20 protein-coding genes are annotated in these 23,876 nt (G+C 31.3%); all 20 read left to right on the top strand.

Annotation, left to right across the window (positions count from 1 at the left end):
• The first annotated feature begins 21 nt into the window (after nt 1-21).
• Nucleotides 22-1,135, top strand: a protein-coding gene (prfB, locus tag P3X86_RS19070) for a peptide chain release factor 2 (RefSeq protein ID WP_483294328.1) whose coding sequence is annotated in 2 segments (ribosomal slippage) — nt 22-96 and nt 98-1,135 — 1,113 coding nt in all. Because the reading frame shifts where the segments join, the coding sequence is not laid out codon by codon here.
• 236 nt (nt 1,136-1,371) lie between these two features.
• Nucleotides 1,372-3,648 carry a Tex family protein gene (locus P3X86_RS19065; RefSeq protein WP_483294327.1) on the top strand — a complete coding sequence of 759 codons (2,277 nt, stop codon included), beginning with the start codon at nt 1,372-1,374 and terminating at the stop codon, nt 3,646-3,648.
• A 201-nt stretch (nt 3,649-3,849) separates the two neighbouring features.
• A complete protein-coding gene (locus tag P3X86_RS19060; protein ID WP_483294326.1) occupies nt 3,850-5,133 on the top strand; it encodes an amidohydrolase in 1,284 nt (427 codons plus the stop codon).
• A gap of 13 nt (nt 5,134-5,146) precedes the next feature.
• A complete protein-coding gene (gene mtnA, locus P3X86_RS19055) occupies nt 5,147-6,181 on the top strand; it encodes an S-methyl-5-thioribose-1-phosphate isomerase (protein ID WP_483294325.1) in 1,035 nt (344 codons plus the stop codon).
• A 17-nt stretch (nt 6,182-6,198) separates the two neighbouring features.
• Nucleotides 6,199-6,972, top strand: coding sequence for an MTAP family purine nucleoside phosphorylase (locus P3X86_RS19050; RefSeq protein WP_483294324.1), 774 nt, complete (start codon nt 6,199-6,201; stop codon nt 6,970-6,972).
• A gap of 16 nt (nt 6,973-6,988) precedes the next feature.
• Nucleotides 6,989-8,158 carry a trans-sulfuration enzyme family protein gene (locus P3X86_RS19045; protein WP_483294323.1) on the top strand — a complete coding sequence of 390 codons (1,170 nt, stop codon included), beginning with the start codon at nt 6,989-6,991 and terminating at the stop codon, nt 8,156-8,158.
• 115 nt (nt 8,159-8,273) lie between these two features.
• The gene (locus tag P3X86_RS19040) at nt 8,274-9,395 is read left to right on the top strand and encodes a cohesin domain-containing protein (RefSeq protein ID WP_483294322.1); all 1,122 of its coding nucleotides are present in this window, start codon (nt 8,274-8,276) and stop codon (nt 9,393-9,395) included.
• Between the two features lie 142 nt (nt 9,396-9,537).
• Entirely contained in the window at nt 9,538-10,686 is a 1,149-nt protein-coding gene (locus P3X86_RS19035) for a flagellin N-terminal helical domain-containing protein (RefSeq protein ID WP_483294321.1), read from the top strand.
• Between the two features lie 149 nt (nt 10,687-10,835).
• Complete coding sequence (locus P3X86_RS19030) at nt 10,836-12,713, top strand: motility associated factor glycosyltransferase family protein (RefSeq protein WP_483294320.1); 1,878 nt, start codon at nt 10,836-10,838, stop codon at nt 12,711-12,713.
• A 14-nt stretch (nt 12,714-12,727) separates the two neighbouring features.
• Nucleotides 12,728-13,084: a DUF8042 domain-containing protein gene (locus tag P3X86_RS19025; protein WP_483294319.1), complete on the top strand. Its 357-nt coding sequence runs from the start codon at nt 12,728-12,730 to the stop codon at nt 13,082-13,084.
• A gap of 14 nt (nt 13,085-13,098) precedes the next feature.
• On the top strand, nt 13,099-14,100 hold the full coding sequence (pseB, locus tag P3X86_RS19020) for a UDP-N-acetylglucosamine 4,6-dehydratase (inverting) (protein WP_483294318.1): 1,002 nt from the start codon (nt 13,099-13,101) through the stop codon (nt 14,098-14,100).
• A gap of 14 nt (nt 14,101-14,114) precedes the next feature.
• Entirely contained in the window at nt 14,115-15,302 is a 1,188-nt protein-coding gene (locus P3X86_RS19015; RefSeq protein ID WP_483294317.1) for an ATP-grasp domain-containing protein, read from the top strand.
• 2 nt (nt 15,303-15,304) lie between these two features.
• Nucleotides 15,305-15,979, top strand: coding sequence for a class I SAM-dependent methyltransferase (locus P3X86_RS19010; RefSeq protein ID WP_483294316.1), 675 nt, complete (start codon nt 15,305-15,307; stop codon nt 15,977-15,979).
• Between the two features lie 97 nt (nt 15,980-16,076).
• Entirely contained in the window at nt 16,077-17,039 is a 963-nt protein-coding gene (locus P3X86_RS19005; protein WP_483294315.1) for an N-acetylneuraminate synthase family protein, read from the top strand.
• 13 nt (nt 17,040-17,052) lie between these two features.
• The gene (locus P3X86_RS19000; RefSeq protein WP_483294314.1) at nt 17,053-17,793 is read left to right on the top strand and encodes a cytidylyltransferase domain-containing protein; all 741 of its coding nucleotides are present in this window, start codon (nt 17,053-17,055) and stop codon (nt 17,791-17,793) included.
• 19 nt (nt 17,794-17,812) lie between these two features.
• Nucleotides 17,813-18,793, top strand: coding sequence for a UDP-2,4-diacetamido-2,4,6-trideoxy-beta-L-altropyranose hydrolase (gene pseG / locus P3X86_RS18995; RefSeq protein WP_483294313.1), 981 nt, complete (start codon nt 17,813-17,815; stop codon nt 18,791-18,793).
• A gap of 4 nt (nt 18,794-18,797) precedes the next feature.
• Entirely contained in the window at nt 18,798-19,946 is a 1,149-nt protein-coding gene (pseC, locus tag P3X86_RS18990; protein WP_483294312.1) for a UDP-4-amino-4,6-dideoxy-N-acetyl-beta-L-altrosamine transaminase, read from the top strand.
• A gap of 84 nt (nt 19,947-20,030) precedes the next feature.
• Nucleotides 20,031-21,191 (top strand): amidohydrolase, encoded by a 1,161-nt coding sequence (locus P3X86_RS18985; RefSeq protein WP_483294311.1) that lies wholly within the window; start codon nt 20,031-20,033, stop codon nt 21,189-21,191.
• Nucleotides 21,192-21,432: 241 nt separating this feature from the next.
• Nucleotides 21,433-22,440: a radical SAM/SPASM domain-containing protein gene (locus P3X86_RS18980; RefSeq protein ID WP_483294310.1), complete on the top strand. Its 1,008-nt coding sequence runs from the start codon at nt 21,433-21,435 to the stop codon at nt 22,438-22,440.
• Between the two features lie 101 nt (nt 22,441-22,541).
• Nucleotides 22,542-23,729, top strand: a complete 1,188-nt coding sequence (locus P3X86_RS18975) for an ATP-grasp domain-containing protein (protein WP_483294309.1) — start codon at nt 22,542-22,544, stop codon at nt 23,727-23,729.
• Nucleotides 23,730-23,876: the final 147 nt, after the last annotated feature.

Below are 23,876 nucleotides of genomic sequence, written 5' to 3'. Positions count from 1 at the left end.
TAGATGTAAAGGAGTGGAAGTATGATTAGCGTCGAGGAGCTTGGAAGTAAATTAACAAGTTTAGACAAAGAAATTATAGAATTGAGGGCTTCTCTTTGACCTCGATAAAATTAAAGCTGATATAAAAGATTTAGAGCGAAAGATGCTAGAAGATGGTTTTTGGAATGACAATCAGAAAGCTCAAGAGATTTCTCAGCGTGCTAATAGATTAAAAGAAAAACTAAAAAACGTAGAAGATTTGAGTACAAGATTAGAGGATGCGAATATCTTATTAGAGCTTTGTATTGATGAAAATGATGACGACTCATTGATTGAAGTAAAAAAACATGTAAGTGAGTTAAATAAAGACGTAAAAGATATGCAACTTAAAACACTACTAAATGGTGAATATGACAAAAACAACGCTATATTATCAATACATTCAGGAGCAGGAGGACTAGATGCACAGGATTGGGCAGAAATGTTGATGAGAATGTACACAAGATGGAGTGAGAGGAAAGGATGCAGAGTTATTATCTTGGATATTCTCTCTGACACAGAAGGTGGTATTAAGAGCGTTACTATGATGGTAGATGGAGAATATGCATACGGATATTTGAAGGCTGAGAAAGGTGTTCATAGATTAGTTAGAATATCACCGTTTGATTCATCTGGTAAAAGGCATACTTCTTTTGCATCCATAGATGTATTACCAGAACTAGATGATGATAACAATATACAGATTAACCAAAGTGATATACGAATTGATACCTATAGAGCAAGTGGAGCTGGCGGACAGCACATTAACAAAACAGATTCAGCAGTAAGAATAACTCATATACCAACTGGAATAGTAGTGCAATGTCAGAACCAAAGATCACAGCATAGCAACAAAGAAACAGCCATGAAGATGCTAATGGCAAAACTAATAGAGCTTAAAGAACTAGAGAACAAAGAAAAAATAGAAGATATACAAGGAAAATACAATCAAATAGCATGGGGGTCACAGATAAGATCATATGTGTTCCACCCATATACTATGGTTAAAGATCATAGAACAAACCTAGAGATGGGGAATATCAACAGTGTGATGGATGGAGATATAGACACATTTATCAACGGTTATTTAAAACAAGGTTTATCGGGTAAAGGTTAAACTAAAGCTCAATGCAATATTAAGCACTATACTCGTTATATTTTGAAACAATCATCAGGGTGTCATCTGACACCCTATTAACATGTAAAACAAATAAATAAAGCTAAAGTTTAGACATTCTAAGTACGATAGTATAGAAGTAGTATGTTAGGTAAATAGGTTATAATTCAGTAGTCTATTTTTATGAATATTTATAAATATATAAATATCAAATACAAAAGGAGTGATATATGTAAATGAATATAGTTGATCAGTTAACAAAAGAATTTAATCTAAAACAATTTCAAGTAGTAAATACCCTACAGCTTATTGACGAAGGTAACACAATACCATTTATAGCTAGATATAGAAAAGAAAAAACAGGAGAACTTAGCGATGTAATACTAAGAGAGCTAAACAGTAGATTGCAATATTTAAGGAATTTAGAGTCACGAAAAGAAGAAGTTATAAGACTAATAGATGAGCAAGAAAAATTAACAAAAGAACTAAAGAGTGAAATACTAAAAGCTGAAACATTGCAAAGAGTAGAGGATTTATATAGACCATATAAGCAAAAGAAGAGTACAAGAGCATCAAAAGCAAAAGAAAAGGGATTAGAGCCACTAGCTGAAATAATATACAAACAGGAATTAATAGAAGGCTCAATAGAAGATATAGCTTCATCATTTATAGATGAAGAAAAAGGTGTAAAAAATGTTAAAGAAGCATTACAGGGAGCTATGGACATAATAGCAGAAAAGATATCAGATGATGCCGAGTTTAGAAAGAAAATAAGAGATATAATATTTAGAGAAGGCTGTATAGAAACAAATGCAGTAAAAAAAGAAGTTAAGTCAGTTTATGAAATGTATTATTCATATAAAGAGTTAGTAAAAAACATCTCAAATCATAGAGTACTAGCATTTAATAGAGGAGAAAAAGAAAAATTCTTAAAAGTAAAAATCGAGTCTCCAGATGATTTAATCCTTAATCTCGTCAAATCAAAAACCATAACAAATGAAAAAGCTATAACAACAAAATACCTAATAGATAGCATAGAAGATGGCTATAAAAGACTATTATTGCCTTCAGTAGAAAGAGAGATTAGAAGTAGCTTAACCGAAAAAGCAGAGACAGAGGCTATAAAAGTGTTTTCAAAGAACCTAAAACCATTACTAATGCAAGCTCCAGTACAAAAATCCGTAGTAATGGGGTTTGACCCTGCATACAGAACAGGCTGTAAGATCGCTGTAGTAGATGCTACAGGAAAACTATTAGATTACACAACTGTATATCCGACAGAGCCACAAAATAAAGTAGAGCAGTCTAAAAAAGTCCTTATATCATTGATTAATAAATACGATATAGACATCATAGCTATAGGTAACGGAACAGCATCAAGAGAATCTGAGATGTTTGTAGCTGAAATGTTAAAAGAAATAGATAAAAAAGTTTATTACACAATAGTAAGTGAAGCAGGAGCATCAGTATACTCAGCATCAAAGCTTGCAAATGAAGAATATCCAGATATAAACGTATCTATAAGAGGAGCAATATCAATAGCAAGAAGACTACAAGATCCACTAGCAGAGCTAGTAAAAATAGATCCGAAGAGTATAGGTGTAGGGCAATATCAGCATGATTTAAATCAAAAAAACCTAAGCGAAGCGTTAAGTGGAGTAGTAGAAGATTGTGTTAATAACGTAGGAGTAGATTTGAATACAGCTTCAGTATCATTACTAAAGTATATATCAGGAATAAATGCAAGTATAGCAAAAAATATAGTGGCATACAGAGAAGAAAACGGTAAATTCAGTAATAGAAAAGAGCTGTTAAAAGTAAAAAGATTAGGAGCAAAAGCTTACGAGCAGGCAGCAGGATTCCTTAGAATATTTGATGGTAGCAATGTGCTAGATAGTACATCTGTCCATCCAGAATCATATGAAATAACTAATAGATTGTTAGGAAAGTTAGGCTATAGCAAAGATGATATATCGAATAAAAAAGTTGTGAGCATAGAAGAAAAAATATCAGAAATAAGCGTAGAAGATACTAAAGTGGATCAGCCAAAAGAAGTTATAAAAGATTTATCACAGCTAAAGTCAATGATGAAATCAAAAACAAAGCCTGTCCAGTCCAAAGTCGTAAGGTTTAATAAGGGGTTAAATTCTTTATCAGATGAACTAGAAGTTGGTATCCCGACGCTAAAGGATGTTGTAAGTGAGATAGTAAAGCCAGGAAGAGACCCTAGAGAAGATATGGTAAAACCAATATTCAGAAGTGATGTACTAAAAATGGAGGACTTACAAATAGGGATGACTATGACAGGTACAGTTAGAAATGTAGTAGATTTTGGAGCATTTGTGGATATAGGAGTGAAGCAAGACGGATTAGTTCACATATCGGAGCTAAGCAACAAATTCATCAAGAACCCTATGACAGTAGTTTCAGTTGGAGATGAAGTGAAAGTCAAGATAATAGGACTTGATTTAGAGAGAAAGAAAGTATCACTTAGTATAAAGCAGGCTAAATAGTTTTATATCAGATTAAATTGAGAAGACGCTCTAAGCTACTTGGAGACGTCTTCTTTTTCTATGGGCAGAAATTTGACACTCACCTTTTCAGTAGGTGTGTTTTAAAATTATAATAAAATAATGCAAATGCCATAAATTGATAAAAGTATATGGTATAATCATTACATAGGCGAGTACGAATAAATAAAAAGGAGTAGATTTATGAATATATTGATAAAAAACGTTAACATATTAACTATGGCAGAGGAGAATAAGACAATAATAGGTGATATAGCAATAGAAAATAAAATCATAAAACACATAGGGGATGTTCCAGAGACTTTCAAGGCAGACAAAATTATAAACGGAGATAATAAGCTAGCTATGCCGGGTCTAGTAAACTCGCATACACATATAGCGATGAGTCTATTTAGAAACTATGCAGATGATTTGCCATTTTGGGAATGGCTTACAGAGAAGATTTGGCCTGTTGAAAACAAGCTAAAACCAGAGCATACATATTGGGGTTCAATGCTTAGTATAGCAGAGATGATAAAATCAGGAATCACATGTTTTGCAGACATGTATTTCTTTATGGATGAGACAGCAAAAGCTATAAATCAGACTGGTATAAGAGGGAGCATATGTAGAGGGCTTGCAGGAAACAAGAATGAAGGACTTGAGAAGATAGACATAAACAAGAAATTATACATGGATTATCATAAGAAAGGGGACGGTAGAATAACCGTAATGTTTGGTCCACATGCACCATATACCTGCGACCCATATTATTTACAAAAGACAATAGAAGTAGCAAAAGAATTAAATACAGGAATACACATACATCTATCAGAGAGTGAGAAAGAGATAGAAGATAGCATCAAAGCTTATGGCAAATCACCGATACAGCATGTAAATGATTTGGGTTTATTTGATTGTCATACACTAGCAGCGCATTGTGTTCATTTGTCAGATAGAGATATAGAAATAATAAGAGACAAAAATGTTCATGTAGCTAATAATCCTGGTAGTAATCTAAAGCTTGGTAATGGCTTTGCTAGAATAGATAAACTACTAAAAGAAGGTGTAAACATTGCGTTAGGAACAGATGGTTCATCTAGCAATAACAACCTAAACATGTTTGAAGAAATAAACCTTGCGGCATTAATCAATAAAGGAGTAAATAAAGACCCAATATCAGTATCAGCTTATACATCATTAAAGATGGCTACAATCAACGGTGCAAAAGCATTGATGCTAGAAAAAGAGATAGGTACATTAGAAGAAGGTAAAAAAGCAGATTTGATTCTAGTAGATTTAAACAAACCACACTTCTATCCTAAATTCAATCTAATATCGGCAATGGCTTATTCAGCTCAAGCTTCAGATGTCGATACAGTTATTGTAGATGGAAAGATTCTGATGGAAAACACAGAGTTTAAGACTTTAGATATAGAAAAAATACAATATAATGCATCAAGATGTGCAGAAGAATTAGTAAAATAGAGGGGGAGATTCTATGATAAGAGCAATAGATTTTAAAGAAGATATACTTTACCTTATAGATCAAAGGAGACTACCAATACACGAAGAGTTATTTGAGTGCAAGACACACAGTGAAGTAGAATATGCGATAAGAGAAATGGTAGTAAGAGGTGCACCTGCAATAGGAGCAACAGCGGCATATGGAGTAGTACTAGCAGCAAAAGAATTCATGAATGATAATAAAGAAGATTTCCTAGGAAAAATGAATGACGCACTAGATTTTATAAATAAATCAAGACCAACAGCAGTTAATCTCATGTGGGCGATAAAGAGAATGAGAAATAAGCTTAGTGAGTACAAAGATTTAGATACTAAGCAGATATATACTAAGCTTAAAGAAGAAGCAGATATCATACTAAAAGAAGATATCCAGACAAATAAACAGATGGCGAGACATGGAAATGAAGTAATACCAAAAGGAGCAACAATACTAACTCATTGCAATACAGGAGCATTAGCAACGGCAGGATATGGGACAGCCCTAGGAGTAATAAGGGAGGCACATTATACAGGAAAAGATATATTTGTATATGCTGATGAGACAAGACCTAGACTTCAAGGAGGTAGACTTACGGCATGGGAGCTTGTCAAAGAAAATATCCCTGCAAAACTAGTAGCGGATAATGCAGCAGCTACACTTATAAGAGATGGAAAGATTGATGTTATCTTAGTAGGAGCGGATAGAATAGCACTAAATGGAGACACAGCTAATAAGATAGGAACATTTATGCTTTCAGTTATAGCTAAGAGATATAACGTACCATTTTATATAGTAGCTCCAGTTACAACCATTGATTTTGATATAGAAACAGGCGAAGATATAGAGATAGAAGAGAGAAGTAGCGAGGAAGTCACACATGTGTTTGGAAACAGAGTAGCACCAATGGGAATAGATGTGTACAACCCTGCATTTGACGTGACACCTAATGAAAATATCACAGGTATCATAACTGAAGAAGGTATACTAAAACCACCGTTTAAAGAAAGTATCATTAAAATAAAGAAATAATCAAAGAGGGTGACGAGATGATAAAAAAGGCAATAATAGGAGGAACAGGAGTATATAATACAGGCAAGCATAGCGATACATTAACTGTAACCACAAAATTTGGTGATGTTGAGTTAAACATAGTAAAGAATGGTGAAGAAAGTATAGCTTTCTTAGCTAGACATGGAAAAAACCACTCAGTACCTCCCCATGGTATAAATTATAGAGCGAATATGTTAGCGTTAAAGCAAATAGGAGTAAAGTATATATACACAACAGCAGCAGTAGGTTCATGTAACCATAATTATGCACCTAGTGATGTAGTGATAATAGATGATTTTGTAGACTTTACCAAATCAAGGCCAGCTTCAATATTTGATGAGAGTGAAAATAGCGTATATCATACAGATATGAGTGACCCATATTGTAAAAATCTAAGAAATCTATTTAAGAACATAGCAAATAAGTACGATATAGATATAAAGGGGAATGCAGTATATGGTTGTACCGAAGGGCCAAGGTTTGAGACAAAAGCAGAAATAAAATATTATAACCAAATAGGTGTAGATGTAGTAGGTATGACAAATGTACCAGAGGTGGTATTTGCAAAAGAGCTTGGTATGTGCTACAGCACAGTAGGGATTATAACAAACTGGTGCACAGGATTTAAAGGAGACGATATAACACTACATGATATGCAAGCAGCATTAGCTGATAACAAAGAAAAGATAACAAGAGCGTTTATAGAAATATTTAGAGGTGAAATAAATATAAAAAATTGTACATGCACGAGAGCGGTAATAGAATTATAAATAAATGGAGGTAATTATGAAATTTGATACAAAATCAATACACGCAGGATCAAAAGGAAATAATCCAAACAACGCACTTAATCCACCTATATTTCAAACATCTACGTTTGTATTTGATAACATAGAACAAGTGAAAAAGGTTATGTCATTTGAAAGTGATGATTATGTGTATACGAGAGGTAACAATCCAACACTTAGGTTACTAGAAAATAGGATGGCTGAGTTAGAGGGTGGCAAAGGCGCAGTAGCTTTTGCATCAGGTATGGCTGCAATTAGTAGTGCATTGTTTTCATTATTAAAGCCAAACGATAATGTAATAGTTCATAAAACATTGTATGGGTCAAGTTATAGTGTAGTTACAAAGCTTTTACCACAGTATGGAGTCAACTATAAGATAGTTGATTTAACTAAGATAGAAGATTTAGTAGATAAAATTGATGATAATACAAAGGTTATATACTTTGAAACACCATCAAATCCAAATCTAAGTATAGTAGATATAAAAAAAGTAGTGGAAATAGCAAAAATCAAGAATATAAAAGTAGTAGTAGACAACACCTTTGCAACTCCATATTTTCAGAACCCATTAGAACTAGGAGCAGATGTAGTAGTTCATAGTGCTACGAAATACATATGTGGCCATGGTGATGTAGTTGCAGGTATAGCCGTATCTAAAGATATAGACTATATAAATTCACTCAAGTTTGAATATATGTGCGAATTTGGAGGAGTAATGAGCCCATTTAATGCTTGGCTATTGCTTAGAGGATTAAAGACTCTAGGAGTTAGGATGAGACAACACGAAGCAAACGCAATAAAAGTAGCAGAGTTTCTAAAAAAGCATCCAAGAGTGAAGTCTGTAATGTATCCAGGCCTAGAAGACTGCAAAGGTCATGATATAGCAAAAGAACAGATGAGAGGGTATGGCGCGATAATTAGCTTTGAGATAGATGGAAACATAGACGATGCTATAAAGGTAGTAGATAATGTGGATATGATAAAGCTGGCAGTAAGTTTAGGAGACTGTGAAACACTGATAGAAGTTCCAGCAGCAATGACTCATAGTGGTTATCCAAAAGAGGAACTAATTAGATTTGGATTAACAGAAAGTATGATAAGGATATCAGTTGGTTTAGAGGATGTAGAAGATATAATTGCAGATTTAGAGCAAGCATTAGAAAAATAAGTTTGTATTTTATTCATGATATACTAGATTACTCTAAATATGTAAAATCATGTTGACTAATTAAGTAGCGTGAATATATAATATTGGTAAAAATCATAACAAAGGGGAGAAAGTAATGAGAAGGAAATTTGAAGTGGGTATAGTTTTTACCTTAATGTTAGTAATCGTTTTAAGTATGAATGTATTTGGTGTGACTGTGGGGGATCAGTTGCTTAATCCAGAATCAGGTTGGACAAGGTATGACGACAATGATTCAAGATTTACTTATCAAAATCTTCATGCTGATACTAATGAAAGATATTATAATGGGACATGGCATAATGCTGATCCAAAAAATACCAATAATGCAAGTGTAAAATTTAATTTTACTGGGTCAAAACTTAGAATTATTTCTAGTTTGTTTGATAAAGGATATGCAGAAAATATAAAAGTATGTATTGATGATAAGACATATACATATAAACAAGGAATAAGTAATTATCCGAGTAATTATTATCAAAGAGTATTGTTTGAAAAATTAGACTTAGAAGACAAAGAGCATAGTGTTGAGATAAAACCTGAAAACGGCAAAAGATTTAGCTTGGATGCTATAGATATAGATGCAAATGGAAAGCTGAAAGAATACAATGAAAAAAAGATTATATTAGACATTGAACCTGAAAAAAATGAAATTAAGGTAAATGAAACAGTCACTGCAAATCTTACTATAGATAACATTACAGGAATAACAGCCGAGGATGTATTAATAGATTATGACCATGAAAAACTTGAGTTTTTAGGATTTGAAGAAGTAGAGGGAGTTAAATTAGTAAAGACAGTAGATGTAGGCGAAGATGGCAAACTTAGAGTGATTACTGCAAGTAAAGGAGAAAGTAATATAGTTAATGCTAAAAAAACATTATTGAAGCTAAAGTTTAAAGGAAAGAAAGCTGGACAAGGCTTAGTAGACATCACAAAAGGTAAAGTTACAGATGGCATAGCTTTAGAAAAAGATTTAACAAAGGAAGAATGTGATGAAGCTACAATTACTATAACAGAACCAGACGATGTTAATCATTCTGGAGAGTTTACATTACTAGATTTAGGGATAGATGCACGTCATCTTGGAAAAGATCCTAAGTCAGATGAGCTAAATAAGTACAATACAGATATTGTTGTAAATAATGCTATAGATGACGAAGACTTACTAGAGATAGCAAAACAAATGCTTGCTAACGTTAACTATGTATTGAAATAATATTTTTTAGATAAATACTAAAAAAAGTTTAAGTAATATTTACTAATAGCCGAGATATAATATGAGGTTAAAAATACTTAGGCCTAAGTATTAAAATAATTTGGCAAGGATGCCAATAACAAAATTCAAGGAGGAATAAATAATGAGAATTAATCACAATCTTATGGCAATGAATACTCATCGTCAATTAACTTTAACAAACACTTCAGGTTCAAAAGCTATGGAGAAATTATCTTCAGGTTACAGAATCAACAGAGCAGGAGATGACGCAGCTGGACTAGCTATCTCTGAAAAAATGAGAGGACAAATCAGAGGTTTAAATCAAGCTTCTAGAAATGCTCAAGATGACATTTCATTAATCCAAACAGCTGAGGGTGCTTTACAAGAAACACAAGCTATACTTCAAAGAATGAGAGAGTTAGCAGTACAATCTGCAAACGATACAAATGTTGGAGTAGATAGAAACAAGATTCAGGCAGAGGTTGACCAGTTATCAAGAGAGATAACAAGAATAGCTGAAACTACAGAGTTCAACACTCAAAAGCTATTAAATGGAGATAAAGATTCAGCAAGTACAGCTCTAACTTTCCATATAGGAGCAAATGCTAACCAAAATATTGGATTAACAATAGGCAACATGGATGCGCAAGCATTAAATGTTACTAAAGGTACTTTTGCTGCTAAAGATCAAAGCAATATTACTGCAACAAGCTTAACAGATGATGAAGTTGTTATGTCTGTTAGCATGGGAGCAACTGCGGGCGCTAGTAATGCAAAAGTTGAGACTGTAGATGGAAAAACAGTTATAAGAGTAAGCATATCAGCTGGTAGTAATGCACAACAAGCATTAGATGCATTAAAAGGTACAGATGCTGAGAAATATGCTGCTTTCGGATTAAAAGATAAAGCTTCTTTAGCAATGACTGCAGTTGCATCTAATGTATTAACAGCAGCTGTATTTGAGGGAGCAGATTCTAAAAATGGTAATGGTATAAAAGTTGATACTAAGAAAGATGCTAATATGGCAATTACGGTTATAAATAATGCTATAAATTCAGTATCAGAAGAGAGATCTAAGCTTGGAGCTATGCAAAACAGATTAGAGCATACAATCAAGAACTTAGATACATCATCTGAGAACTTACAAGCATCAGAGTCTAGAATCAGAGACGTTGATATGGCTAAGGAAATGATGGAGTTCACTAAGAACAACATTTTACAACAAGCTGCTCAAGCAATGCTTGCACAAGCTAACCAAGCACCACAAGGTGTTCTTCAATTATTAAGATAGTAAAAATCTTAGATTTAATTTTGCCAGAGGATTGTCCTCTGGCTTTTATATTGGCAGAAAATACATATATAAAAAAGTATTATTCACTAAAGTATGCTATAAAAAAGTTCGATATTATAGTTGTAGTAAATTATATTGAGAGGCTGATAATGTTGGATAATAAATTATATAAACATAATCTGGATATACTTCAACAACTAGTTTCTAAAGAAGTTATGAAGAATATTGAGAACATTAGTATGACTAAAGAAATTATAAACCAAGAAACAAAAGATGGGTACTTGACGTTTAGATATGATATTAAAGCAAATAAAAAAGTTTATATACACAGTGTATATGATGTAAAACGAGAGATTGAATCTACTCTGAGAGATATAGAATTTAGCAAAGATTGTATTTACTTTGTTTATGGATTAGGTATGGGATATCATATAGAAGAGCTAAAAAAAAGGATTAGTTCAAAAAGTATGATATTTGTTATAGAAAAAGATTTTAATATAATAAAAAACTTTATCAAGTTTAGAGACATTAAAAACATTATTGGAAATAATATATTATTTTTCTTTGGGGATGAAGATAAAATAATTGCTGAATTCAGTAAAAAAACCATGTTTTTTAATATTATGCCTTTATTTTCAAATATGCAAATAGTAACACTACCCTCCTACAAAAAAATATACAGCAATATTATTGTTGATTTTACGATGAGAGTAACTGATGTAATAAAGCATTCGTTTTTTATGCTAGGAAATGATATGGAAGATACTATAATAGGTATAAAGAATAATTTTGAAAATATAGAGGAGATTATTAAAAGCTCAGATTTGAGTTGTATAAAGAATAAATACAAGGATGCTCCTCTAATAATAGTATCTGCGGGGCCTTCATTAGATAAGAATATAGAGGAATTAAAAAATGCAGTCGGTAAAGCTATAATTATAGCTACAGATGCTACACTTACAACACTTAGAAAGCATGGTATAGTGCCAGATGGAGTTGTAAGTATAGAGAGGATACTATTGACATATGAGAAATTCTACAAAGACAAGGATATAGATAAAGATATAGTATTAATAAGTCCGCCTGTTATAAGAAAAGAAATATTTAACGAATTAAAAGATAATAGAAAGTTAATATGTTTAAAAAAAGGTGAAAAGATTAACGAATGGATCAATAATGATATATTAGAAGAAGATAGGCTGTTACTTATGGGTACTTCATGTGCACATATAGCGTTTTCATTAGGTAAATATATAGGGGCTAATCCAATAATTTTTATTGGTCAGGATTTGGCTTTTACTAAAGAAGGGATTACACATCAAAGTGATGTTGAAGTTTTAGATACAGTGGATTATAAAAATAGAAATGATATAGTATTTGTTAAAGGAATAGATGGAAGTATGTTACCAACTTATAATTCATATAAGAACTTTTTGACATGGTTTGAAATAGAGATAACAGAAGATATAAGCAAGAGAGAATATATAGATGCTACAGAGGGTGGAGCTTTAATTAATGGCACTAAGATAATGACGCTTAAAGAAACGATAAGCAAATATTGTAACGACGAAGTAACACCTTTAAGAGAAATTTTGCCTAAAGGTACTTTGGATGTATCAAAATTAAATAAATCTTTAGAGGAAGTAGAAAAGCTAAATAAAGTGTTTGATGATATTAGAAAAGAGGCAGGGAAACATATATTAAGGCTAGATAAACTTGAAAAGAAAATTTCATTAAAGGGTAACATAAGTAACAAAATGATTATAAAATCATTAGATTCACTAAATAAAGCACAGAAACTAGAAAGTATGGTTCTCTACAATGATATATCAAGAACATTATTTCAAGCTCCAGTGATGATGGCATTAACTCAAATAAAAATGTTGGGTAATGAATTAACCCCTGAAAATATAAAAAAGAATATAGCAATACAAAAAAAAATGACAGGGGCTATTATAACAGGTTGCTATGGGGTGCAATTGGAACTGGTTAATATAATGAACAATCTTACAAAAACTTTAAGTTAAGAAGGTGAAAACATATGATTGAAGATAAAATCCTAAAAGAAGAAACATTAAGAGATGCTAAAGATTATATTTTAAAGATGATAGCTGGAATATATAAATACAATGAACACTTACAAAATGTAAACGAAGTAGAATACATCAATATGATTCCTTTAATAGTTGAAGGTCTTGATTGGATAATAAATGCAATGAGATTGACAAGTGAAGTCAATGATAAAAGTATACAGATATCAGAATTGACAGATAAATTACCAATGATACTAGATGCAATGGAAAATGAAGATTATATATTATTTGGAGACATTTTGTCCTATGAAATTGTACCTACACTTGAAGAGTGGATAGATTTTAAACATTTAAAAAATACTTAGACAGGGAGATAAGAATGTTAAATAATAAATCAATATTAATTACTGGGGGGACAGGCTCTTTTGGCAAAAAATTTATAAAAATGGTACTCAGTAAGTTTAATCCCAAAAGGATAGTAGTGTATTCAAGAGATGAGTACAAGCAGTTTGTAATGAAAAATACATTTTCAAAGCAGTTCACAAAGGAGCAAATGTCAAAGCTAAGGTTTTTTATAGGCGATGTAAGAGACAAAGATAGGCTCTATAGAGCATTTAAGGATATAGATTATGTAATACATGCAGCAGCTATGAAACAAGTACCAGCATGTGAGTACAATCCTTTTGAAGCTATTAAGACAAATATACATGGTGCTCAGAATGTCATTGATGCTGCACTTGATAGAGGAGTAAGGAAGGTAGTGGCCCTCTCTACAGATAAAGCAGTAAATCCGATAAATCTATATGGAGGAACTAAGCTTGTTTCAGACAAGTTGTTTGTTTCTGCTAATGCTTACTCTGGAAAAGATGGAACAGTGTTTTCGGTTGTGAGATATGGGAATGTTGCAGGTAGCAGAGGATCTGTTATACCATTTTTCAAAACATTAATTGAAAAAGGCGAGATAGAATTACCAATAACTGACTTTAGAATGACTAGATTTTGGATAACACTAGAGCAAGGTGTTGAGTTAGTATTTAAAGCTATCAAAGAATCAAAAGGTGGAGAAACATATATATCCAAAATACCTTCTTTTAAAATTACAGATTTAGCTAAAGCACTATTGCCAGATTGCAAGTTAAAAGAGGTTGGTATAAGAGAAGGTGAAAAGATACATGAAGTTATGGTTACAAGAGATGATTCAAGATTAACATATGAATATGATAAACATTATATAATATATCCACATTTTAACTGGTGGTCTAACAATAATTTGTCAAATGGAGGAAAGTTAGTAAAAGATGGATTTGAGTATAATTCTGGTTCAAATAATACATGGTTGGATATTGATGAGTTAAGAAAACTATTGACAGAATTCAAATGATACGGAGGGATACAATGAATGTGTTTTGCATTGGTGCTGGCGATGAGCAATGTTATAGTATAAAAATTGCTCAAGAGAAAGGACTAAAAGTAATAGCTATTGATGGTAATCCAAATGCTAAAGGATTACAAGTAGCAAACATAGGAATAGTGCAAGATATAAAAGATATAAAAAAAGTAATTGACATTGCAAAGAAATATGATATAAATGCAATAATACCAACTCCAATAGGAAGGTATTTGACAGTTGTAGGTGCGGTAAATGATGCACTTGGATTAAAGGGAATAAGTTTTAAAGCAGCAACAAATTGTACTGATAAGGTATTATGTACCAATATATTACAAAAAGATAATATAGCATGTGCAAAGCAAATTATATGTAAAAATAGAAAAGAAATAGAAACAGCAATTAATAAGATTGGGATACCTTGTATCTTAAAACCAAGATTTGGTTCAGGTAGTAGAGGGGTTATAACAATTTTTAGCCAAACGGAAATAAATATTAATATTAATAAACATGTCCAAACAAAAGGTGATGATGATACAATTGTAGAGCAGTTTATCGATGGAATTGAATATGGCGTTGATGGTATTGTCAAAGATGGTGAAACACATATTGTACTAATAAGAGAAAAAATTTTAACACCGTTGCCTTATAGGCAAGAGATAGGCTATTTTTCTCCTGCTAATTTAAGTAAAGAATTAATTTGTGGCATAAAAGACTTATTAAACAATTCATGCAAAGTATTGGGAATAAATAACTGTGCTATAAACGCAGATATAATTATTAATAAAAATCAAAGGCCACATCTAATAGAAATAGCTGGGAGACCTGCTGGCTATAGTATGAGTAGTTATTTTATTCCAAAAGCAACAGGAATAGATTTTATTAGAGAATGTGTTAATTTAAGTTTAGGTAAAAAAATAGCTTCTGTAGAAAACATAAATACACAAACATTGGTATATAAGTTATTAAACTTAAAAGAAGGATATATAAGTGAAATACCTAAAGATCAAGATTTAGATGATATAAATATCGTCGATTATAAAATTAATTTAAAAATAGGAGATTATATAGGCCTAGTAAAAGAAGGTAAAGATATCCTTAAAAGGGGTTTTATAGCAGCTACTGGTGATTCTATTGAATGTGCGTTAGCTAATGTAGAGAAAATAGTGGACAAATTTATAATAAAGGAGGTATAGCCATGAATTATGATAAATCTAATATCAAAGCATGGAGTAATGAAATTATAAAAAATAAAATGTTATACCCAAATGAAAGAATAGTAGCTTGTTTGGCAAGAAACTTTAGCAATGTTAAAGAAAATAATAAGAAGAAAGCATTAGATATAGGATTTGGATCCGGTAGGCATGTAAAATTATTATTAGATTACGGGTTTGATGTATATGGTGTAGATTATAGTGAAGAGTGCGTCAAAATAGCCTGTGAAATATTGGACAATTTTAAAGATAGAATAAAACTTGAAAAAGCTGATATAAGAGATGAAATTTACCCAGATAATTTTTTTGACTTAATTGTATGCTTTGGAGTTATTTTTTTAAGAGAAGAAAAAGAAATGATAAAGGATTTAAAGCAAATTTATTCGTTATTAAAGCCTAATGGAAAGATGATAATTAACTTTAGAACTAAAGACAACGATTACTTCAAAAAAGGAAAACAGGTTGGCGAGAATACATACCTTCTTGATGATAGAGCTGGGGTATATGAGAATATGCTATATACTTTTTTAAATTTAGATGAAGCAGAAAAACTTCTAACTGATATTGGGTTTGCAATTGAAAATAAAGAAAGAGTAGATTTTTGGAAAAATGATTTAAAAGAAAAGCATAGTTGGTGGATTTTCACAGTGGGGAGGTAATAGTATCAATACATTTAATATAAAAAGTAGAGAAATAGGAGGGAAGAAATCTACATTTATTGTTGCTGAGATAGGAGCAAATCATAATGGAGATATTATGTTAGCAAAAAAAACTATAGAAGCAGCTGCTCAATGTGGTGTGGATGCTGTAAAATTCCAAACTTATACAGGTAAAGAATTAGTAAGTGATTATGATAGAATAATAACTTGGGGTAAAGAAGGGAAAGAAAAGAGCGAAAAAATTGGGGAGATGTTTGATAGAATTTCTTTACCAAGAGAGTGCTTCAAGGAATTATTTGAATATGCAGAGAAGCTTGGTCTGATAGCTTTTTCAAGTCCATTTAGCATAGATGGTCTTAATTATTTAATTGATGAATGTGAAATGTGTTGCATAAAGATAGCATCATCTGATGTAAATTACTTAGATTTACTTAAATCATCAGCAAAATCTAAAAAGCCTGTAATGCTATCATTGGGGAAATGTACGCTAGCTGAAGCTGATATTGCAATCTCAACACTTCTTGAAAATGAATGTGATAAATTAGTATTAATGCATTGTGTGGCACAGTATCCTTCACCAATGGAAGAAATGAATTTAAGAATTATAGAGAGTTTACAGAAGATATATCCAGAATGTATAGTTGGATTTTCAGACCATTCTTTAGGGATTACAGCTACTCTAGGTGCAGTTGTATTAGGAGCAAAAGTTATAGAGAAGCATTTTACTTTAGACAAAACATTGGTAGGTCCAGATCATTGGTTTAGCATGGATCCACAAGATATGAAAAATTTAGTTGCTGAAATAAGAAATATGGAAATTGCACTAGGAAATTCAAGAAAAAGAGTTATGAATTGTGAGATTGATGAAAGATATAAATCTATAAGATCAATTAGTCTATCTAAAGACGTCAAGAAAGGTGAAAAAATAACTAAAGATCATGTGAAAATTGTAAGACCGGGATATGGGATAAGTCCTTATGATAAAGAAAAGATTATAGGGCTAAAGATAAATAAAGACTTAAGAAAAAATACTGTTTTAAAATGGGAATATTTTAAGTAGAGAAGGTAGAGTGATGATAAGAAAAAAAATAGTATGTGTGATTCAAGCGAGGATGGGATCAACCAGATTACCTGGTAAAATCTTAAAAGACTTGTGTGGCAAACCTATGATAGAACATATTTATTCACGAGCAAAAAAAACAAAACTAGTAAATGAAGTAATTATAGCAACTACAACTTCTAAAAAAGATGATGTATTATGTGAATTGTTGGATAAAAAAGGGATTCCATATTATAGGGGATCAGAAGAAGATGTACTAAAAAGATATATGGATTTATCAGAGAAAATAAAAGCTGACGTTATTATTCGTATTACTGGAGATTGTCCACTTATTGACCCAGAACTTATAGATAATCTTGTAAAAACGTTTATAGCTTCGGATTATGATTATATGAGCCCTAGAAGTATGCACGGGCTTATCAGAGGGTTAGATACCGAAGTATTTACAATAGAAGCGTTAAAAAGAGCTGATTGTTTAGCTGATGATAAACCATCAAGAGAGCATGTAACAATGTATATGTATAAAAATCCAGATAAATTTGAATTAGGATTTTTTCCAATACCACCACATCTAAAAAACTATGATTTAAGATTATGTGTTGATGAAAATAAAGATTTTGAACTAATAGAAAGAATATATAATAATCTATATAAAGAAAAAGAAGTGATTGATATTACTGAGGTTCTAAAACTGCTTGAAGAACAACCTGAATTAAAAAACATTAATAAGCATGTATTGCAAAAAAATGCGTAAAGTCTTAAGGAGAATAAGTATGAAGGTTTGTTTTATTGTTGATGGTAATAAAAAAATAGGTTTAGGACATATAATGAGGTGTATTGCTTTAGCAAAAGAATTTAGAATCAGAGGTTGTGATGTTTTCTTTTTAAGCTCCTATAAGGAAGGGATAGAAAAATTACAAGATAATGAATTCACTTTATTAGATGATATGCACGATATTTACGATGTCATTATAATAGACAAATATGATATAGATGAGGCTTTTTTTTATGACATAAAAAAGATTACTAAAATATTGGTATATATAGATGACTTAAACAACTATAATTATCCAGTTGACGTTTTAATTAATGGTAGTTTAGTTGCTATTGAGCTTAACTACAAACAAGATGATGAGAACAAAAAAATATTAATCGGGACTAAATATAATATATTAAGAAATGAATTTAGAGATATACCTAAACGTATTGTGAAAGAAGATGTACAAAATATTATGATAACTACTGGTGGCTCTGATAATTATAATGTTACTAGTAAAATTGTAGAGTATATACGTGGAAATTCAGAATATGATGAAATTAATATCCATGCTATTATTGGAAGCGGATTTCATAATATAAATAACTTAAAAGTGGATTTAAAAAGATATACTAATATAACAATTCATGAAAATGTAGCCAAAATGTCTGAAATAATGTCAATATGCGATATAGCAATTTCAGCAGGGGGGGGAACAATATATGAATTATGTGTGTGTGGTGTACCTACTCTTGCTTTTATATTAGCTAAAAATCAACAATTAATAGTAAACAAGATGGAGCGGTTAGGATTTATCAATAATATTGGATGGTATTACGACTTATCGGAAGAGGTTGTATTAGAAAGTCTAGAATGTCTAGTTAAAAGTAAAGATAAAAGAGAAAGTGTGATAATAAAGCAACAAAAACTAGTAGATGGCAAAGGAACAGAGAGAATCGTTGATGAAATAACAAAACTGCTTAATAAAAGAAGGTGAAAAAATGAAATACATCCCCTACGGAAAACAATGGATAGATGAAGAAGATATAAAAGCGGTAATAGAAATATTAAAGGCTGACTATATAACCACAGGGCCTAAAGTAGCAGAATTTGAGCAGAAATTTGCTAGCTACGTAGGTGCAAAGTATGCTGTGGCAATATCAAATGGTACAGCGGCATTACATGCAGCTTGCCATGCTGCTGGGATAAGAGAAGGAGATGAGGTTATTACATCTCCTATTACATTTGCAGCATCAGCAAACGCTGTGATTTACTGCAAAGGAACACCTGTATTTGCAGATATAAATACAGAGACATATAATATTGATGTAGAAGATATTAAACGTAAAATAACAAATAAAACAAAGGCAATAATACCAGTCCATTTCACAGGACAACCTTGTGATATGGATGAGCTTTTAAAGCTTGCAGATGAATACAATCTAAAAATTATAGAAGATGCTTCACATGCCCTTGGAGCTACATACAAAGACAGTATGATTGGTTGCATATCAGATATGACTACGTTCAGTTTTCATCCAGTGAAACATATAACTACTGGCGAGGGTGGGATGATTACAACTAACAATAAAGAGCTTTATGAAAAATTATCGTTATTTAGAACTCATGGTATAACTCGAAATATTAACACATCAGATCTAGGAGATTGGTATTATGAGCAAGTAGATTTAGGATATAACTATAGGATTACAGATATACAGTGTGCTCTTGGAATAAGCCAGCTTTCAAAAATAGAGAGCTTTGTTGAAAGAAGAAGAGCAATTGCAAAGAAATATGATGAAGAACTCAGTAAAATAGATGAAATCATAGTACCATACCAAGACAAAAACACAAAGTCAAGTTATCATCTGTATGTTATAAAACTTAAATTAGATAGATTGAAAGTAGGCAGAAAGCATATATTTGATGAGCTAAAAAAATCGGGAATAGGTGTTAATGTACACTATATACCTGTTTACTATCATCCATATTATAAAGAGTTAGGATACGTTAAAGGACTTTGTGAAAAGGCAGAAGAACTATATGATAGAATGATAACAATCCCACTATATCCGCAGATGAGTGATAGTGATGTAGAGCAAGTTATAAATGCACTTAAGAAAACTATAGATAGATATAGTAAATTGTAGTAGTAGATTATACTATATTTTTCAAAACAATTTTGATATAATGACAAATAAAGCTATTAAATTGTTTTTACAGGAGGGTTTAAATTGTTATTTATAAAAAATGGTAAAGTATTTACTATGAAAAATAATGAAATAATAAACGCTGATATACTAATAGAGAATGGTAAGATAAAAGAAATAGGTAATGATTTAGTAGTACCTTTAAATGCCGAGATAATAGATGCAAGTGGTTGTAATGTAATGCCAGGATTTATAGAAGCACATAGTCATATAGGACTTGAAGAAGATAGTATAGGATTTGAAGGTAGTGACATCAATGAGATGACAGATCCTATAACACCACATTTAAGAGCAATAGATGGTATTAACCCTATGGATAGAAACCTCAAAGAGGCTATAGAGGGTGGCATAACTTGTGCGTGTACAGGTCCAGGAAGTGGTAATGTGGTAGGTGGACAAGCAGCTGTGATTAAAATGTATGGTAAAAAAGTTGACGATATGGTTGTTAAAGCACCTGCGGCAATGAAGATAGCTTTTGGAGAGAATCCAAAGAGAGTATACAATGAACAGAAAAAAACACCTATGACTAGAATGGCAACAGCTGCATTACTTAGAGAAGCATTGTTTAAAGCTAAGAAATACGTTTCAAAGCAAGAAGCATCTATAAATGGGTTAGATAAAGAGCCAGAGTTTGATATGAAGTTAGAAGCATTAGCTAAAGTCATAAAGAAAGAAATACCTCTAAAGGCACATGCGCATAGAGCGGATGATATGTTTACAGCACTTAGAATAGCAAAAGAGTTTGGCGTGGATATAACACTAGACCACTGTACAGAAGGACACCTAATAGCAGATTATTTAGCAGAGGAAGGCAAGTATGCAATAGTAGGTCCTAGTTTAACTCATAGATCAAAATTTGAGTTACAAAACCTTACATTCAAGACGCCAGCAGAGTTACACAAAGCAGGAGTTAAGATTGCGATTACTACTGACTCACCAGTTATACCACTTCAGCATTTACCAATGTGTGCAGGATTAGCTGTAAAGGCAGGATTAGACAAGATGGAGGCGTTAAAGGCCATAACAATAAACGCTGCCCAAATATTAGGTGTTGATGATAGAATAGGTAGCTTAGAAGCAGGTAAAGATGCAGATATATTAATATGTAAGGGGCATCCATTAGAGGATATAGGATATCAGACTGTAGCAACTATTATAGATGGTAAAGTTGTGTATAAGAGATAAAATAAAATTATAGTGATAAAAAAAGGGACTGTTTAACATAAGCAGTTCCTTTTATAATACATGAAAAAATTAGTGGAATTCAAACTAGATTTTTAATACTCTAATTTAATGACTAGCAACATGTTATATCTGACAAATAGGTATGATTTTCTAAAAGGTTATTTAGATATATTCACAATATTTTCTATAGTTTAATATGGTGAAATATAATACTTTTAAAAAATCATAAGGAAGTGGTTAGATGAATATTATAAAGAAGGAGAATATAAAAAAAACAATTTATAGTGAAGATATGAAGATATATCCTAACAATATGATAATTGAGTTAACAAACTACTGTAATCATAGGTGTATATTTTGTGCCAATAGAAAAATGGCTAGAAAAAGAGGATATATAAATAAGGAGTTTGCCTGTAGAATTTTAAAAGAAGCTTACTCGTTAGGGACATCTAGGGTGGGGTTTTATGCAACAGGGGAACCTTTGATGTGTAAAGAGCTTCCAATATATATTAAAGAAGCAAAAGAAATTGGTTATAAATATATTTATTTAACAACTAATGGAGCACTATTGACTGATGACAAGATGAAAGAAATTGTTGAAGCTGGATTAAACAGTATAAAATTTTCTGTGAATGCTGGAACTAATAAGACATATAATTTAATTCATGGCAAAGATGATTTTGATTCAGTGATAAAAAATATTATAAAATTCGATAAATATAGAAAGAAAAGTAATTTGAATATTAAAATTTACATTTCTTTCATAAAAACGAAACAGAACAATGATGAGTATAAACTGCTCAGAGAAACTTTAAATGAATATGTCGATGCTATCGTATGCAATGACGTATATAACCAAGGGGGAAATATGTATGAAATAAACTCACATATAATACTAGATGATAAGTACAAACCAATTAAGTTACCGTGTAATATGATTTTTAATAGATTCCATATTACTTATGACGGGTATTTAAATGCGTGTTGTGTTGATTTTGATAATTATCTTGCAGTAGCTGATTTGAAGAAAGTTTCGCTAGAGGAAGCATGGAATTGTAAAGAAATGAGAGAATTAAGACATCGACACATAATCAACGATTTGTCGGGAACAGCATGTTATAACTGTATCAACAATGCTAACGAAGATGTAAAGCCATTAGTAAAAGAATATGCAACTAAGCATAAAAATAACTTAGAAGAAGATATAGATATCATTCGTAGGAGATTAAATCATTTTAATGAAAAGTAAATAATTATGATTTGATAAAATAATATTTATGACTAAAAATCTAAGGAATAAGCAAATCATATCAAAACCTAACTAATATTAATATAGTTTGGAGGAATATCATGAATGTGTTGTGTATAGGGGCAGGGGTAGAGCAATGTTATAGTATAATCAAAGCACAAGAATTGGGACTAAATGTTATAGCGTTAGATAAAAATGAAGATGCTAGAGGTCTGGCAATAGCGAACAAAGGTATAGTACAAGATATAAAAGAGATGGATAAAGTAATTGGTATTGCTAATCAATATAACATTAAAGCAACAATACCAACTCCCATAGGCAGGTATTTGACTGTTGTAGGTGCAGTGAATGATGCACTTGGATTAAAAGGAATAAGTTTTAATGCAGCAACAAATTGTACTGATAAAGTATTGTGTACCAATATATTACAAAACAATAATATAGCATGTGCAAAGCAGGTTATATGTAAAAATAAAAAAGAAATTAAAATAGCTATAGAAAAAATTGGTGTTCCATGTATTCTAAAACCCAGATTTGGTTCAGGGAGTAAAGGAGTTATAACGATTTTTGACCAAACAGATATAAGTATCAATATTAATAAACATATTCATACAAAAGGTGATGATGATACAATTGTAGAGAAATTTATCGATGGTAGTGAATATGGTATTGATGGTATTGTAAAAGATGGTGAAATGTATATTGTTTTAATAAGAGAGAAAATTTTAACATTGTTACCTTATAGACAAGAGGTGGGATATTTCTCGCCTGCTAATTTGAGCAAAGAGCTAATATGTAGCATAAAAGACTTACTAAAAAACTCATGCAAAGCATTAGGAATTGATAATTGTGCTATAAACGCAGATATAATTATGAATCTGAACCAAAGACCATATTTAATAGAAATAGCTGGTAGACCCGCTGGCTATAGTATGAGTAGTTTTTTTATTCCAAAAGCAACTGGAATAGATTTTATTAGAGAATGTGTCAACTTAAGTATAGGTAAAAAAATAACTTATGTAGAAAACATAAAAAACCAAATATTAGTATATAAGTTATTAAATTTAAAAGAAGGTTATATAAAAAAAATACCTAAAGATGAAGATTTTGATGATATAAACATTGTTGATTATAAGATTAATTTAAAGGAAGGAGATTATATAGGTCTAGTAAAGGAAGGAAGAGATATACTAAGAAGAGGGTTTATAGCAGTAACTGGTGATTCCGTTCAATCTGCGTTAGCTAATATTGAAAAATTGATGGCCAAATTCATAATAAAGGATATATAGACATAATTATGAAATCTAATATCAAAGCATGGAGTAAGGAAATTATAAAAATCGAATATTACATAAACAAAAAATAGTAGCTTGTTTAGCAAGAAACTATGTGTGTGTACTAAAATAGTTAATGGAATTTTGGACAACTTTAAAGAA

It is taken from the genome of Abyssisolibacter sp. ZYX002 (genome assembly GCF_056892235.1).
Note: the sequence above shows the minus strand (reverse complement) of the source record. Positions and strands in the feature narration are given on the sequence as shown.

Excerpts from the sequence above, each read along its gene's own strand:
- P3X86_RS19065 (WP_483294327.1), top strand. The coding sequence starts at position 1,372 with ATGAATATAGTTGATCAGTTAACAAAAGAATTTAATCTAAAACAATTT.
- P3X86_RS19060 (WP_483294326.1), top strand. The coding sequence starts at position 3,850 with ATGAATATATTGATAAAAAACGTTAACATATTAACTATGGCAGAGGAG.
- mtnA (WP_483294325.1), top strand. The coding sequence starts at position 5,147 with ATGATAAGAGCAATAGATTTTAAAGAAGATATACTTTACCTTATAGAT.
- P3X86_RS19050 (WP_483294324.1), top strand. The coding sequence starts at position 6,199 with ATGATAAAAAAGGCAATAATAGGAGGAACAGGAGTATATAATACAGGC.
- P3X86_RS19045 (WP_483294323.1), top strand. The coding sequence starts at position 6,989 with ATGAAATTTGATACAAAATCAATACACGCAGGATCAAAAGGAAATAAT.
- P3X86_RS19040 (WP_483294322.1), top strand. The coding sequence starts at position 8,274 with ATGAGAAGGAAATTTGAAGTGGGTATAGTTTTTACCTTAATGTTAGTA.
- P3X86_RS19035 (WP_483294321.1), top strand. The coding sequence starts at position 9,538 with ATGAGAATTAATCACAATCTTATGGCAATGAATACTCATCGTCAATTA.
- P3X86_RS19030 (WP_483294320.1), top strand. The coding sequence starts at position 10,836 with ATGTTGGATAATAAATTATATAAACATAATCTGGATATACTTCAACAA.
- P3X86_RS19025 (WP_483294319.1), top strand. The coding sequence starts at position 12,728 with ATGATTGAAGATAAAATCCTAAAAGAAGAAACATTAAGAGATGCTAAA.
- pseB (WP_483294318.1), top strand. The coding sequence starts at position 13,099 with ATGTTAAATAATAAATCAATATTAATTACTGGGGGGACAGGCTCTTTT.
- P3X86_RS19015 (WP_483294317.1), top strand. The coding sequence starts at position 14,115 with ATGAATGTGTTTTGCATTGGTGCTGGCGATGAGCAATGTTATAGTATA.
- P3X86_RS19010 (WP_483294316.1), top strand. The coding sequence starts at position 15,305 with ATGAATTATGATAAATCTAATATCAAAGCATGGAGTAATGAAATTATA.
- P3X86_RS19005 (WP_483294315.1), top strand. The coding sequence starts at position 16,077 with ATGTTAGCAAAAAAAACTATAGAAGCAGCTGCTCAATGTGGTGTGGAT.
- P3X86_RS19000 (WP_483294314.1), top strand. The coding sequence starts at position 17,053 with ATGATAAGAAAAAAAATAGTATGTGTGATTCAAGCGAGGATGGGATCA.
- pseG (WP_483294313.1), top strand. The coding sequence starts at position 17,813 with ATGAAGGTTTGTTTTATTGTTGATGGTAATAAAAAAATAGGTTTAGGA.
- pseC (WP_483294312.1), top strand. The coding sequence starts at position 18,798 with ATGAAATACATCCCCTACGGAAAACAATGGATAGATGAAGAAGATATA.
- P3X86_RS18980 (WP_483294310.1), top strand. The coding sequence starts at position 21,433 with ATGAATATTATAAAGAAGGAGAATATAAAAAAAACAATTTATAGTGAA.
- P3X86_RS18975 (WP_483294309.1), top strand. The coding sequence starts at position 22,542 with ATGAATGTGTTGTGTATAGGGGCAGGGGTAGAGCAATGTTATAGTATA.